15 protein-coding genes are annotated in these 13091 nt (G+C 69.2%); 5 read left to right on the forward strand and 10 right to left on the reverse strand.

Annotated features, from left to right (window positions below; genetic code table 11):
• Positions 1-17 precede the first annotated feature (17 nt).
• On the reverse strand, positions 18-902 hold the full coding sequence (locus MFF01_RS16485; RefSeq protein WP_238227112.1) for an HpcH/HpaI aldolase/citrate lyase family protein: 885 nt from the start codon (positions 900-902) through the stop codon (positions 18-20).
• 165 nt (positions 903-1067) lie between these two features.
• Between MFF01_RS16485 and MFF01_RS16490 the strand changes: the two genes are divergently transcribed.
• Together MFF01_RS16490 and MFF01_RS16495 are read left to right on the forward strand one after the other, a co-directional pair.
• Complete coding sequence (locus MFF01_RS16490) at positions 1068-1457, forward strand: tautomerase family protein (RefSeq protein ID WP_238227113.1); 390 nt, start codon at positions 1068-1070, stop codon at positions 1455-1457.
• Entirely contained in the window at positions 1454-1789 is a 336-nt protein-coding gene (locus MFF01_RS16495; RefSeq protein WP_238227114.1) for a DUF167 domain-containing protein, read from the forward strand. The genes MFF01_RS16490 and MFF01_RS16495 overlap by 4 nt, the downstream gene beginning before the upstream one ends.
• Position 1790: 1 nt before the next feature.
• On the opposite strand, the gene MFF01_RS16500 is transcribed toward MFF01_RS16495, so the two are convergent.
• The 7 genes from MFF01_RS16500 to MFF01_RS16530 all read right to left on the reverse strand — a co-directional run bounded on the left by MFF01_RS16500 (position 1791) and on the right by MFF01_RS16530 (position 7386).
• Complete coding sequence (locus MFF01_RS16500) at positions 1791-2162, reverse strand: tRNA-binding protein (protein WP_238227115.1); 372 nt, start codon at positions 2160-2162, stop codon at positions 1791-1793.
• 6 nt (positions 2163-2168) lie between these two features.
• Positions 2169-2993 carry an FTR1 family iron permease gene (locus MFF01_RS16505; protein ID WP_238227117.1) on the reverse strand — a complete coding sequence of 275 codons (825 nt, stop codon included), beginning with the start codon at positions 2991-2993 and terminating at the stop codon, positions 2169-2171.
• 37 nt (positions 2994-3030) lie between these two features.
• A complete protein-coding gene (locus tag MFF01_RS16510) occupies positions 3031-4431 on the reverse strand; it encodes a 4Fe-4S binding protein (RefSeq protein WP_238227119.1) in 1401 nt (466 codons plus the stop codon).
• Positions 4432-4448: 17 nt separating this feature from the next.
• A complete protein-coding gene (locus MFF01_RS16515; RefSeq protein ID WP_238227120.1) occupies positions 4449-4778 on the reverse strand; it encodes a cupredoxin domain-containing protein in 330 nt (109 codons plus the stop codon).
• A gap of 2 nt (positions 4779-4780) precedes the next feature.
• Positions 4781-5347: an iron transporter gene (locus tag MFF01_RS16520; RefSeq protein ID WP_238227122.1), complete on the reverse strand. Its 567-nt coding sequence runs from the start codon at positions 5345-5347 to the stop codon at positions 4781-4783.
• A 204-nt stretch (positions 5348-5551) separates the two neighbouring features.
• Positions 5552-6862, reverse strand: a complete 1311-nt coding sequence (locus tag MFF01_RS16525; protein WP_238227274.1) for an MATE family efflux transporter — start codon at positions 6860-6862, stop codon at positions 5552-5554.
• A gap of 74 nt (positions 6863-6936) precedes the next feature.
• The gene (locus tag MFF01_RS16530) at positions 6937-7386 is read right to left on the reverse strand and encodes a gamma-butyrobetaine hydroxylase family protein (RefSeq protein WP_238227123.1); all 450 of its coding nucleotides are present in this window, start codon (positions 7384-7386) and stop codon (positions 6937-6939) included.
• Positions 7387-7546: 160 nt separating this feature from the next.
• Between MFF01_RS16530 and moaA the strand changes: the two genes are divergently transcribed.
• Together moaA and MFF01_RS16540 are read left to right on the forward strand one after the other, a co-directional pair.
• Positions 7547-8581 (forward strand): GTP 3',8-cyclase MoaA, encoded by a 1035-nt coding sequence (gene moaA, locus MFF01_RS16535; RefSeq protein WP_238227124.1) that lies wholly within the window; start codon positions 7547-7549, stop codon positions 8579-8581.
• 79 nt (positions 8582-8660) lie between these two features.
• Positions 8661-9527: an NAD(P)-dependent oxidoreductase gene (locus MFF01_RS16540; RefSeq protein ID WP_238227275.1), complete on the forward strand. Its 867-nt coding sequence runs from the start codon at positions 8661-8663 to the stop codon at positions 9525-9527.
• On the opposite strand, the gene miaA is transcribed toward MFF01_RS16540, so the two are convergent.
• A complete protein-coding gene (gene miaA / locus MFF01_RS16545; protein ID WP_238227125.1) occupies positions 9505-10467 on the reverse strand; it encodes a tRNA (adenosine(37)-N6)-dimethylallyltransferase MiaA in 963 nt (320 codons plus the stop codon). The genes MFF01_RS16540 and miaA overlap by 23 nt on opposite strands.
• A 17-nt stretch (positions 10468-10484) precedes the next feature.
• On the opposite strand from miaA, the gene serB reads away from it, so the two are divergent.
• A complete protein-coding gene (gene serB / locus MFF01_RS16550; protein WP_238227126.1) occupies positions 10485-11381 on the forward strand; it encodes a phosphoserine phosphatase SerB in 897 nt (298 codons plus the stop codon).
• Positions 11382-11445: 64 nt separating this feature from the next.
• Here the strand turns inward: serB and MFF01_RS16555 are convergent, their stop codons facing one another.
• Complete coding sequence (locus MFF01_RS16555) at positions 11446-12981, reverse strand: Do family serine endopeptidase (RefSeq protein ID WP_238227127.1); 1536 nt, start codon at positions 12979-12981, stop codon at positions 11446-11448.
• Between the last annotated feature and the right edge of the window lie 110 nt (positions 12982-13091).

Below are 13091 nucleotides of genomic sequence, written 5' to 3' on the forward strand. Positions count from 1 at the left end.
TGGCGGGTCCGCCCTTATTATTGTCCCTTGGCCGCGATGGCCTCCGACCAGTTCACGGCGCGGCGCGCCATGCCGATGTGCTGGCGCTCGTACATGCGGCCCTCGATCTTGATGGCGCCGCGCTTCAGGTTCTCGGGTTTGTCGAACGCCTCGATGACGATGCGGGCGCGGCGCACCTCCTCCTCGGAGGGGGCAAAGCAGGTGTTGGCCGGCTCGATCTGATTGGGGTGGATCAGGGTCTTGCCGTCGAAGCCGAGGTCGCGGGCCTGCTGGCACTCGGCCCGGCAGCCGTCGACGTCGCCGATGTCGTTCCAGACGCCGTCGAGGATGGTCAGACCCTCGGCACGGGCGGCCGCGAGGGTGAACATCATCCAGGGCAGCATCGGCACGCGGCCGGGCACGAGCTGGGCCCAGGTGTCCTTGGCGAGATCGTTGGTGCCGAGCACGAAGCAGGCGAGCCGTGTGCGCCGGTCGCGCCGGGCCTTGGCGATCTCCTGGATGTTGAGGATGGCGGCGGGCGTCTCGATCATCGCCCAGACGGCGATGCTCTCGGGCGCTTCGAGGGCCTCGAGGTGGTTGGCAATGCTCTCCAGCACGGCCGGCGAGGACACCTTCGGCATCAGGATGGCGTCGGGCCGGGCCTCGATGGCCGCCTTGAGGTCGGATTCACCCCAGGGGGTCTGAGGGGCATTGACCCGGATGATGATCTCGCGGTTGCCGTAGCCACCTTCCTTCACCGCCGCGCAGACCTGCTCGCGGGCGATCTCCTTGGCCTCGGGCGCAACCGCATCCTCGAGATCGAGGATCAGCGAATCGGCCGCGAGGGTCCGGGCTTTCTCCAGGGCACGCTGGTTCGAGCCGGGCATGTACAGGACGCTGCGGCGGAGGCGGAGGTCGGACATCGAGGGTTCCCGTGAATTTTCGCGCACCTTAATGCAACATCGCCGCCGGGGCACCCCGTCGCACTGACACCCAGGCCGTTGCGACGTTCGATCCCGGCGCGGGTTGCGCTAGAACGGATTCCGGCGGCCGTCCTTCGCCGTCCTTCGACCAACTCCGAGAATGCCATGCCGCTGATCCGCTTCGACCTCCTCGAAGGCCGCACCGAGGCCGAGCTGAAGACCCTCCTCGACGCCGCTCACGAGGCCATGCTGGAGGCCTTCAAGGTTCCGGCGGGCGACCGTTATCAGATCGTCACCGAGCACAAGCCGTCGCGGATGATCGTCGAGGATACGGGCCTCGGCATCCCCCGCACGCGGGACATGGTGGTGGTGCAGGTCTTCACCCGGCCGCGCTCGAAGGAGTCGAAGCAGGACTTCTACCGGCTGCTGACGGAGAAGCTCGAGGCCGCCTGTGGCATCGCGCCGTCCGACGTGATGGTCTCGTGCATGGTCAACAGCGACGAGGACTGGTCCTTCGGTCACGGCCGGGCGCAGTTCCTCACCGGCGAGCTGTGACGACACCCCTGCCCTGGACGTCCGGTCCGGACGGCGTCCGACTCGCCGTCCGGCTCACGCCGCGTGCCAGCCGCACCGGCCTCGACGGTCTCGTGATTGGGGCCGACGGGCGGTCGGCCGTGCAGCTCCGCGTCGCAGCCCCGCCCGTGGAGGGCGCTGCCAATGCGGCCCTCGTTGCCTACCTCGCCGACGCCCTCGATCTGCGGCGGCGCGACATCCGCATCGTCTCGGGCGAGACGGCCCGCCAGAAGCTGGTGGCCCTCGCGGGCGATTCGGCGGACCTGACCACGCGCCTCGACCGGTGGATCGCGGCCGCGCCCCCACGCCGGTAGATCAGAACAGGCGGCCGCCGTTGGGCACCGCTCGGTCGGGCGCGAACAGCACCACCGCGCCGTCCGCATCCGGAAAGCCGAGGGTCAGCACTTCGGACAGGAACGGTCCGATCCGGCGCGGCGGCAGATTAACCACGGCGGCGACCTGCCGCCCGGGCAGATCCTCGATCCGGTAATGCTCGGTGATCTGCGCGCTCGACCGCTTGAGGCCGATGGTGGCGCCAAAATCGATGACGAGCTTCCAGGCCGGCTTGCGTGCTTCCGGAAACGGCTCGGCCGTCACGATGGTGCCGACCCGGATATCCACCTGCAGGAACGTGTCGAAGGCGATCGTGTCCGCCGCCGGAGCATCGAGGGGATGATCGAGGTGCATGGCCGATCAGGCCGTGCGTAGCTGCCGGCGCTTGTCGGCCGACGACCATTGCATCAGGGCGATCATGACCAGGATGGTGCCGAGATAGACCACGCCCTGCAGCACACTCGGCCGGTCCGTGTAGCCGACGAGGGCATGGAGCACGCGGCCCGCGAGGCTGTCCTCGCGCAGGACCGAAGCCGTGTTCCACAGGGGCCTGTCGAGAACCGTGACGACGCCGGCATTGAGGAGAAACTGGGCTGCCTGCGAGGCAAGGCCCGCGGCGAGGAAGATGATGAGGGCGCTCGTCACCGAGAACACGTAGCGGGTCGGGATTGCCGCGAGGCCGAAATAGCTCACGCCCGACACGGCGGCTCCGACGGCGACACCCGCCAGCGCCCCGAACTGGATGTCGAGGCCCGAGGTGCCCGACGCCACGAGGCCGTAGAGGAACAGCACGAGCTCGGCGCCCTCCCGCAGGATCGCTGCCCCCACGACGAGGGCGAGCGCCGCCGCCGTGGTCTGCCCGGTGCGGACCTTGTCGCCCGTTGCGCGCAGCTCACCGGCGAGTTCCCGGCCGTGCTTGCTCATCCAGGTGTTGTGCCAGATGAGCATCAGCACCGCGACGATGAGCACGGCGGCGTTGAGGATGTCCTGTCCGGCGCCCTCGAAGGCGTCCGAGATCTTTTCCGCGAACAGGGCGATGAGGGCGGCTCCGGCAAGGCCCCCGAGGATGCCGAGCCCGATCCAGCGGCCGCGTCCGGCGATGCCGCGCGTCGCCGCCATGACGATGCCGATGATGAGGCCGGCCTCGATGACCTCGCGGAAGGCGATGACGAAAGCGCCGATCATGCGCGGGTTTCCTTCGTGTGAGCGCCGAAAGCGCCGGTTACCAGATCCAGAACAGCAGCACCCAGCCGAAGACGGAGAGGCCGCAGGCGGCCGCGATGGCGAAAGTCGCGGCGATTCGGCGGGAGCCCACCGCGTAGAGCCCGGTGACGCGCCAGGCGAGCCACGTGCTCCACAGGCCGGAGCCGAGAAGAAGGCCGCCGCGCAGCTCCGAGACGTAGGGGACGACGAAGCCGTCCCCCCGTAGGAAGGTCACGGTCAGGGCCGACAGGCCCAGGAACACGCCGCAGCCCGCCACGGGGATCAGCGTCTGGGTAAGGTGGTGAAAATGCCGCCACGACCAGGCGCCGAGGGCGCGGGTGCCGAGGGCGACGAACCCGGAGAGCGACAGGCCGAGAACGAGGGCCGTGGCGGCGATGTAGGCCAGCAGCAGTACCCCGTCGAGGAGGGTAAGGACGTCGTTGTGCTCGGGGTAGTTGGTGAGGACGAACCACGGCAGGGTGGTCTCCAGGGGCCAACTGATTCCGCCCTCGACGAGGGCCGTGGCGAGCCACTGCTTGGCGTCGATGAACCACGGGCTCGACGACCACTGGAATGCCCCGACGGCGAGACCCATCATGCCGAACAGGATCAGGGCGGTCTGGTCGAGGCTCGGCTCGTTGCCGGCGACGTGGACGATTTCGTGAGTGGGCGAGCGGCGTGCGAGGCGCACGGCGCCGCGATAGCCGGAGCAGCGTCCGCACATGTGGCAGGCGCCGGCTCCGTTCATGGTCTTCACCGGCACCAGGGGGGCGCAGTTGAAGCTCTCCCCTTTCGGCTTCGGCGAGGCGGCCCAGGCGGCGTGATCCACCTGGAAACTGATGGGTGCGAGCTTTGCCAACACCGCGAACACGCCGTTCACGGGGCAGAGGTAGCGGCACCACACCCGCTTGTTGCGGCCGTAGAGCAGGCCGATGACGATGGCCGCCAGCGTCGAGCCGCCCAGCACTGCGAGCACGGGCTTCGGATAGCCGTAGACGCTGACCATCTGGCCGTAGACCGTGGTGCCGGCGAACGCGACGAACGGCCAGCCGCCCCAGCTGAGCCAGCGCGGCACGGCGCGCCCGAGGCTCCAGCGGCTGGCGAATTCCGTCAGCGCGCCCTCTGGGCAGAGGATGCCGCACCAGGCGCGTCCCACCACCACCATGCTCACGAGTACGAATGGCCACCAGATGCCCCAGAACGCGAACTGGGCGAACACAGTCAGGTCGTTCCACAGGTGGGCGGTGCGGCCGGGCAGTGGCAGGAAGGCCGGCACCGCCACGAGGACGAGGTAGATCGCCACGACGATCCACTGGATCGTGCGGATTACGCCGCCATGGCGCTGGAGCCATTGGCCGAGGTCGGCCAGCTTGGCGTCGACCCAGGCCTCGCCCGGTGTGATGGAGGCGGATGCCGCCATGAAAAGCCTTCTGAAGTCTATTTCGCCACCAGGGTGGCTTTGGCGTCCGGATGGAAATCGTCGAACACGTCGTAGCGGCCGGGATCCAGGGTCCGGAACACGATGGCCGACGTGGCCCCGGCGGCGAGCGCCTTCTCGCGCTTGAGTTCGGTGCTCTCGAACTCCGCCGGGCTCTTGCCGGTGTTCGAGATCTCGAGCTTGAACCGGGTATTAGCCGGCACTTCGATCACGTCGGGGATGATCGTCCCGTCGCGCATCTCGACCTTGATGACCGGCATGTCCTCGGCGCGGGCCGGGCCACCGAGAACCAGGGCCGCGAGTGCGAAGGCGTAAGCGATCCGACCCACGATCAGTACGCCCCCTTCTTGCCGATCCCCGCGAAGGTGAAGTCCTGGGTCACGTCGAACGGCTTGAACCACTCGGCGATCCCCGTCTCCTTGTCGACGTGGCGGCCGAAATGCTGATTCGGACCGGGGGGCGCCACGGTGAGCTTGAGGCGGTAGCGGCCCGGGCCCGACAGCTTGACGTTGTCGCCGTAATGCGGCCCGTCATTGGCCACCATGGGCATCAGGGTGCCGCTCACCTTCGGTCCCGTCGCGGCGTCGCCCTCGAGCTTCGTCAGCTCGAACGACACGGCGAGCGCCGGCACCCAGTCGCCCTCGGCGAATCCATTGCGGTTGTCCTTGGCGGCCCGGATATCGGCTTCGAGGTGGAGATCGGATTGAGCCGCGGCGCGCATCATGTCCGGCGGGTCCATCTCGATGGGCTGGAGATAGACGGCGGCGACTTCGAGGCCGTTCTGGACCACGTGCGGCCCGATGGGAATCTCCTTCGCCACGGCGGCGACGGGCCCGGCGAGGGCGCCCGCGAGGACGAGGGACGGCAGGAATCGGTAAAACAGGGATCGGGCGGTCATGATGATCTCGCGCAGGATTGCTCAGCGCGTAGACCAGTCGCGAAGGCAAGCAAAGAGGCTTCTTCGTCGCGTTAGCATATCGGAATCATTCTAATCAGCAGGATTGCCGGAGTTGCCTGGCGCTTGTGAAGCAATTCTCCGTTCCAAGTGAGTTTTGAGTTGAGCTTGATCTTGCTTTTCGACAGTACAGGCGCACGGCGCCGATCAGGTCTGCTGGTGTACGCCCGGCGTGAGGTAGGCGTCCGCCGTTGGGGAAAACGTCCGCCGCGCCAGACCCGGATAGGCCAAGGCCTGTCCGATGCCGCGCCCGCCCAGGAGGATCAGGAAGGCGGCCCACAGTCCGGCATTGCCGAGACCGAGTTCATGGAAGGCCAGGAGCGCGAGGGCGTAGCCCGCCGTGGCGGCGACCATGAGGTTGCGCATCGCCCGGGTCCAGGTGGCGCCGATATAGATCCCGTCGAAGGCGAAGGGCAGCGCGGCGACGAATGGGGCGAGGGCCGCCGGAACGAGGTAGATCCGCGCCATCTCGCGGACCTCGGGGCTCGTGGTCACGGCATCGATGAAGGGGTGGCCCACGACGAGGAAGGCGCCCGCGATGGCGGCCCCGAAGGCGAGGCACCAGACGAGGCTGAGGCGGGCGGCACGTCGGAAGCCGTCCGCGTCGCGGGCGCCCACGGCCTGGCCGCACAGGGTCTCGGCGGCCGTCGCGAAGCCGTCGAGGAAGAACCCGCCGATCATGAAGAGATTCCACAGGACGGCGTTGGCCGCGAGCACCACGTCGCCCGAGCGGGCGCCGAGCGCCGAGAACGCGGCGATGCAGGCGACGAGCAACAGCGTCCGGATCATCACGTCGGCGTTGACGCTCAGCATCCGCGCGAGCGCCAGGGGATCGGCGACGACGCGCAGCGGTACGGCGAAGGGATGCGAACCGAGGCGGGCGAGGAGCACGAGGCCGAGCCCGGTGCCGGCCGCTTCCGCCAGGAGGGTCGCGAGGCCGGCGCCCGCCACGCTCATCCCGGCCCCGAGCACAAGCATGAGGGTGAGGACGATGTTGACGCAGTTGATGGCGATCTGGAGCACGAGCCCAAGATCCGTGCGGCCCCGGCCCAGCACCGAGCCCAGGATCGCGTAGTTCGCCAGGGTGAAGGGGGCGGCGAAGATGCGGATGTGGAAATAGTCGGACAGTCCCGCGATCACCGCCGGGCTCGCCCCGCTCACCGCGAAGGCGCCCCGCCCGATAGGCACCTGCAGGATTACGATTGCCACGCCGACGAGGAGGCCGGCGGCCAGGGCCCGCGCCAGGGTGCGGTCGACCTCGGCGCCGTCGCGGGCGCCGACGGCCTGGGCCGTCAACCCGGCGGTGGCCATGCGCAGGGACCCGAACGACCAGAAGATCGCGTCGAAGATCACCGCCCCCAGGGAAATGGCGCCCAGCAGCGCGGCGTCACCCAGACGCCCGATCACCGCCGCGCCGACGAAGCCCAGCAGCGGCGTCGTGACGTTGGCCACCGTCATCGGCAGGGCGAGGGCGAGGACGCGCCGGCTCGTGGCCGGCGCGGGATGGGCGCCGCGGATGCTCACCGGTCGCCCTAGTGGCAGCCGCACCCGCTGCCGCAGCTTCCGCCGCCGCCGGCCTTGGCGGGCTTCACGGTGGAATCGCGCGACAGGCCGCGCTCCTCCAGCTCCGACAGGTAGGTCGCCCAGCGGTTCCGGTACTCGCGGCCGAGATCGTACAGATAGCCCCAGCCGAACAGGCCGGTGTCGTGCATGTCGTCGAAGGTGAGCTTGACGGCGTAGTTGCCCACGGGCTCGACGTTCAGGATCGCGACCTCGCGCTTGCCGCCGATGACCTTGCGCTCGGCGGGCGAATGGCCCTGCACCTCGGCGGACGGACTCGACACCCGCAGGTATTCGGCCGGGAGGGCGAAGCGCCCGCCATCCTCGAAGGCGACGTTCAGGGTGCGCTTGTCGCCGGACAGCCGGATCTCCGTCGGCCAACGCTCCGGCGCCTGGGCGGATGGGGAGGCCTGTTGGGTCATGACTGGCTCCTGAGACGGGTCGCTTGGCCCGGCGTGCGCACGCGTCACCCCCGGTGCGCGCTTGCCCGTACGGGTGCAAGACCTCATATGCGTTTTCATGCTAGGTTCGTCACGCGACCAAACGCCAGTGCTTTCCCCTCAGCCGAGTACAGAGTCCCGCATGTGGGGTCCCCGCACCGCCGACGATGCCGCGCCCGCCGCCGCTCCGTTGATCGATCCGTTCCAGCGGGCAATCACCTACCTGCGGATCTCGGTCACGGACCGCTGCGACCTGCGGTGCGTCTACTGCATGTCCGAGGACATGAACTTCCTGCCCAAGCGCGATCTGCTCAGCCTGGAGGAACTCGACCGCCTCTGCGCCGTGTTCATCGGGCGGGGCGTGCGCAAGCTGAGGATCACCGGCGGTGAGCCGTTGGTGCGGCGCGACATCATGCACCTGTTCCGCCGCCTGTCGCGCCACCTCGGAACGGGGGCGCTGGAAGAGCTGACGATGACGACGAACGGGACGCAGCTCGGCCGCTTCGCGCCCGAACTCGCCGACCTCGGCGTCCGGCGCGTCAACGTCTCGCTCGACACCCTCGACCCCGACAAATTCCGCGCCGTCACCCGGCGCGGCGACCTCAAGGTGGTGCTCGACGGCATCGCGGCGGCGCGGAAAGCCGGGATCAAGGTCAAGATCAACGCCGTGGCGCTGAAAGGCGTCAACGAGGACGAGATCGCCGACATGATCGCCTGGGCGCATGGCGACGATATGGACATGACCCTCATCGAGGTGATGCCGCTCGGCGAGATCGAGGGGGACCGCACGGACCAGTTCCTGCCCTTGTCGGTGGCGCGCGCTCGCCTGGAGAGCCGCTACACCATGATCCCCCTGCCCGACCGCACGGGCGGCCCGGCGCGCTACGTGCGCATCGCCGAAACCGGTGGGCGCCTCGGCTTCATCACGCCCCTGACCCATAATTTCTGCGAGAGCTGCAACCGCGTCCGCCTCACCTGCACGGGCCAGCTCTACATGTGCCTTGGCCAGGAGGACGCGGCCGATCTGCGCGCGGCGCTCCGCGCTTCTCCCGACGACGCCCTTGTGACCCAGGCGGTGATCGACGCCATCGCCCGCAAGCCCAAGGGCCACGACTTCGTCATTGAGCGCGCCCGCCCGGCGGCGGTGCCGCGCCACATGAGCGTCACCGGGGGCTGACCCTTCTCGGCTGTTTGACCCCTCGGTTCATCGAACCTAGACCCCAGTCCATTCTCGAAACGGACGTGGGAGACGGATGATGGCGAAGGTCGCGTTCCTGGGCCTTGGTGTGATGGGTGGGCCGATGGCCGGGCACCTCGCGAAGAAGGGGCACGCCGTCACCGTCTACAACCGCACGACGGCCAAGGCCGAGGCGTGGGTGACGGCGCATGGCGGGGCCTCGGCGCCGACGCCGCGCGAGGCGGCCCGGGGACAGGAGATCGTCTTCGCCTGTGTCGGTAACGACGACGATCTGCGCGGCGTGACCCTGGGGCCGGACGGTGCCTTCGCCGGCATGGAGAAGGGCGCGGTCTTCGTCGACCACACCACCGCCTCGGCCGAGGTCGCCCGTGAACTCGCCGAGGCGGCGCAGGCAGCCGGGATTCATTTCATCGACGCCCCCGTCTCCGGCGGTCAGGCCGGCGCCGAGAAGGCGGCCCTCACGGTGATGTGCGGCGGCGAGCCTAAGACGTACGCCCGGGTCGAGCCGGCGATCCTGAGTTTCGCCAAGGCGAGCCGCCTCATGGGCCCTTCCGGGTCGGGTCAGCTCACCAAGATGGTCAACCAGATCGCCATCGCGGGCGTGGTCCAGGGCTTGGCCGAAGCGATCCACTTCGCCAAGCGCGCGGACCTCGACGTCGAGGCGGTGCTGGACGTGATCTCGAAGGGCGCCGCCGGTTCCTGGCAGATGGAGAATCGCGGCCGGACCATGAACGCTGAAAAATTCGATTTCGGTTTCGCCGTCGATTGGATGCGCAAGGACCTCGGCATCCTCCTGGCGGAGGCCCGCCGCAACGGTGCGCGGCTCCCCGTAACGGCCCTGGTCGATCAGTTCTACGCCGATGTGCAGGGCATGGGCGGCCGGCGTTGGGACACGTCGAGCCTCATCGCTCGCCTGGAGAAGTGAGCCTGGCCTCGGCCAGCGCCAGGGCCGCCTCGGGGGCGGTCCAGGTCCAGTCGGGGCCCATCTGGTGGCGGAACCAGGTGAACTGACGCTTGGCGTAGCGGCGCGTGTCGGCCTGACCGCGCCGGATCGCTTCCGCGCGGTCGAGGGTCCCGTCGAGGTGGGCGATGAGGCCGGGCACGCCGTGGGCGCGCATGATCGGCAGCAGCGGGTCGAGGCGGCGCTCGCGCAGGGCCGCGACCTCGTCGAGGGCGCCGTCGGCGATCATCGCCTCGAACCGGGCGTCGATGGCGGCCCGCAGGGTGTCGCGCTCGGGGGCGAGGAACAGTTTCAGGAGCGGCAGGCCCGCCAGGGGGCCGGGGATCCGATGCCCCTGGAAGGCCGCGATGGGCCGGCCCGTCGCCTCGAAGATCTCCAGGGCGCGCAGGATCCGGGCGCGGTCGCTCGGCCGCAGGGTTTCGGCGCCCTGGGGATCGCGGGCCTCGAGATCGGCATGCAGGGCCTCCGTCGCACGCCCCTCGGCGCCCGTTCGGACCGCGGCCCGCACGGCATCGGGAACGGGTGGCAGGTCCGACAGCCCCTCCTCCAGGGCGCGGAAGTAGAGGCCGGTGCCGCCGACGAAGATCGGCAGAAATCCTTCGCGCGTGACCTCGGCGAGCAGGCCCGTGGCCTCCCGAGCGAAGTGCCCGGCCGAATAGTTGATCGCGCCGTCGACGTGCCCGTAGAGGCGGTGCGGGGCAGTAGCTTCCTCCGCCGCGCTCGGGCGGGCGGAGAGGCGACGCAGGTCGGCGTAGACCTGCATCGAATCGGTGTTGATCACCACGCCTTGAAACTGCCGCGCCAGGGCGGCGGCGAGGCCCGACTTGCCCGAGGCGGTCGGCCCTGCGATGAGGATGGCCGCCGGCCGACCCTCCCCCTGTGCTATGTCCGTGACCGGCGGCAAGGCGTGGAAGCTCCCGGATGTCCCTCGTCGCGATCCTGATAGCAAACCCCGCGCGCCCCGCCATCACCGATGCGGTCCTGGCCGAGACCCGCCGGGTCCTGCGCACCGATCATCAGCCGCGGACCCTGCACGGGGAGGTCGCCGCCGAGCTGCTCGTGCCGGGCGACCCCGCCGATGCCCCCGCCCTGTCCAGGCGCCTGCGGGCGGCCTTCGCGGCGGAGCCGTTCGACGTCGCCGTGCTGCCGGCCGGCCCGCACCGGCGCAAGCGCCTGTTCCTCGCCGACATGGACTCGACGATGATCGAGCAGGAATGCATCGACGAGCTCGCCGACACCATCGGCCTCAGGGCGGAAGTCTCGGCCATCACCGAGCGTGCCATGCGGGGCGACATCGCCTTCGGGCCCGCCTTGCGCGAGCGCGTCGCCCTCCTGCGCGGCATGCCCGTGAGCGTTGTCGACACCCTGATCGCCGAGCGCATCAGCCTGATGCCGGGCGCCCGTACCCTCGTGCAGACGCTCAAGGCCCACGGAGCCCACACCTGCCTCGTGTCGGGCGGCTTCACCCTGTTCACGGGGCCGGTGGCCGAGCGGATCGGGTTCGACGAGGCCCACGCGACGACCCTCGAGGTGGCCGCGGGTCGTCTCACCGGTGCCGTCCGCGAGCCCATCGTCGACAAGGCGATGAAGCGCGCGACCCTGACGACCCTGCGCAGCCGCTTCGGCCTCGATCGGGCCGAGACCCTGGCGGTGGGAGACGGGGCCAACGACCTCGACATGATCGGTGAGGCCGGTCTCGGCGTCGCCTTCCGGGCAAAGCCCGCCGTGGCCGCCGCCGCGCAGGTCCGCATCGACCACGGCGACCTTACCGCGCTCCTCTACCTTCAAGGATATGCCGCGAGCGAGTTCGTCAATTGAAACGGTAAGGCCGCCGCCCCGGAGGGGCGACGGCCTGTGGTTCGACGGTTCGGCGTGGTGCGGGTCAGTCGAGGCCGAGCGCCACGAAGCGGACGTCGCCCGAGGCGCTCGCCACCATGAGGAGCACCGACTTGCGGTTCTCCTTGCGCAGCTGCTCCACGCGCTTCGTCACCTCGGCCGGGGTGGTGACCGGCTCCTGACCGACTTCGACGATGAGTTCGCCGGGCTTGATCTGCTTGTCGGCCGCCGTCGAGTTCGGATCGACCCGCATGACGACGACACCCTTGAGCCCGTCCTTGATGCCGTAACGGCGGCGCAGATCGTCGTTGAGGTTCGAGAGGTTGAGGCCCAACGCCTGGCGTACGCTGCTCTCGGCCTCCGGCTGGCGGGCATTGGCGAGCTGCGGCTTCTCGTTGTCCTCAAGGCGCCCGAGAGTCACGGACTTCGTGGTCTCGGCGCCCTTGCGCACCACCAGCACCTCGACGACCTTGCCGACGGGGGTAGCGGCGACGATGCGCGGCAGGTCGCTCGACGACTTCACCGGCGTGCCGTTGAACTTCACGATCACGTCGCCGACCTCGAGACCCGACACCTTGGCCGGACCCTTCTCGTCGACGCCGGCGATGAGGGCGCCACGCGCACCACCCTTGAGGCCGAGCGCCTCCGCCGTGGCGTCGTCCACGTTCTGAATGCGCACGCCGAGCCAGCCGCGCCGGACCTCGCCGAACTCGCGCAGCTGGTCGATGACCTGCGAGGCGGTGGCCGAGGGCACGGCGAACCCGATGCCGACGGAGCCGCCTGTCGGCGACAGGATCGCCGTGTTGATGCCGATGACCTCGCCGTTCATGTTGAACAGCGGACCGCCGGAATTGCCCTTGTTGATGGCCGCATCCGTCTGGATGTAGTTGTCGTAGGGACCCGACTCGATGTTGCGCCCGCGTGCCGAGACGATGCCGGCCGAGACCGAGCCGCCGAGACCGAACGGGTTGCCGATGGCGATGACCCAGTCGCCCGGCCGCATTTTTTCGGAATCGCCGAACGGCACGGCCTTGAGGGGCTTGTCGGCTTCGGGCTTCACCCGGAGCACGGCGAGGTCGATCTTCGGGTCCTTGCCGATGATTTCGGCCTTCAGCTTGGTGCCGTTGTGGAGAATGACCTGAATGTCGTTGGCGTCGCCGATGACGTGGTTGTTCGTCACGACGATGCCCGAGGCGTCGATGATGAAGCCGGAGCCCAGCGAGTTCGATTTGCGTGACTGTTGGCGCGGTGATTCACCGTCGCCGCCACCGCCACCGCGTCCGCCGCGCTTGTTGAAGAACTCCTCGAACAGATCCTCGAACGGGGTGCCGGGCGGAAGCTGCGGACCGCCACGGGCGCTGGGCCGGGCCTCGACGGTGGTGGAGGCCGAGATGTTCACCACGGCATCCGTCACCTGATCGGCGAGGTCCGCCAGGGATTCCGGTCCCTTGGCGAAGGCCGGCTGCGACAGGCCGGTCACGCTCACGGACGTGGCGACGGTGGCTGCGATGAGGACCGAGGATAGGGTGCGGCGCAGCGCTCGCAGGCGGAGCGCCGAATCGGCGCGCACGACGGAATCCATGATCGACCTCTTGGCTGAAACGTTGTGATTAGATCGTCCCCCGGCGGCGGCGATCAAGAGGAGACGGCCCACATGAGAACGGCCGGCACTGGTGTGCCGGCCGTGGATTT

Source organism: Methylobacterium adhaesivum (assembly GCF_022179065.1).
In the GTDB taxonomy this organism is placed as follows: domain Bacteria; phylum Pseudomonadota; class Alphaproteobacteria; order Rhizobiales; family Beijerinckiaceae; genus Methylobacterium; species Methylobacterium adhaesivum.

Bases quoted from the DNA above. Each gene is read 5' to 3' on its own strand.
- MFF01_RS16500 (WP_238227115.1), bottom strand. From the start codon at position 2,162: ATGCACCTCGATCATCCCCTCGATGCTCCGGCGGCGGACACGATCGCC.
- MFF01_RS16555 (WP_238227127.1), bottom strand. From the start codon at position 12,981: ATGGATTCCGTCGTGCGCGCCGATTCGGCGCTCCGCCTGCGAGCGCTG.
- MFF01_RS16520 (WP_238227122.1), bottom strand. From the start codon at position 5,347: ATGACCGCCCGATCCCTGTTTTACCGATTCCTGCCGTCCCTCGTCCTC.
- MFF01_RS16540 (WP_238227275.1), top strand. From the start codon at position 8,661: ATGGCGAAGGTCGCGTTCCTGGGCCTTGGTGTGATGGGTGGGCCGATG.
- serB (WP_238227126.1), top strand. From the start codon at position 10,485: ATGTCCCTCGTCGCGATCCTGATAGCAAACCCCGCGCGCCCCGCCATC.
- MFF01_RS16525 (WP_238227274.1), bottom strand. From the start codon at position 6,862: ATGACGGTGGCCAACGTCACGACGCCGCTGCTGGGCTTCGTCGGCGCG.
- MFF01_RS16490 (WP_238227113.1), top strand. From the start codon at position 1,068: ATGCCGCTGATCCGCTTCGACCTCCTCGAAGGCCGCACCGAGGCCGAG.
- MFF01_RS16485 (WP_238227112.1), bottom strand. From the start codon at position 902: ATGTCCGACCTCCGCCTCCGCCGCAGCGTCCTGTACATGCCCGGCTCG.
- moaA (WP_238227124.1), top strand. From the start codon at position 7,547: ATGTGGGGTCCCCGCACCGCCGACGATGCCGCGCCCGCCGCCGCTCCG.
- MFF01_RS16510 (WP_238227119.1), bottom strand. From the start codon at position 4,431: ATGGCGGCATCCGCCTCCATCACACCGGGCGAGGCCTGGGTCGACGCC.
- MFF01_RS16505 (WP_238227117.1), bottom strand. From the start codon at position 2,993: ATGATCGGCGCTTTCGTCATCGCCTTCCGCGAGGTCATCGAGGCCGGC.
- MFF01_RS16530 (WP_238227123.1), bottom strand. From the start codon at position 7,386: ATGACCCAACAGGCCTCCCCATCCGCCCAGGCGCCGGAGCGTTGGCCG.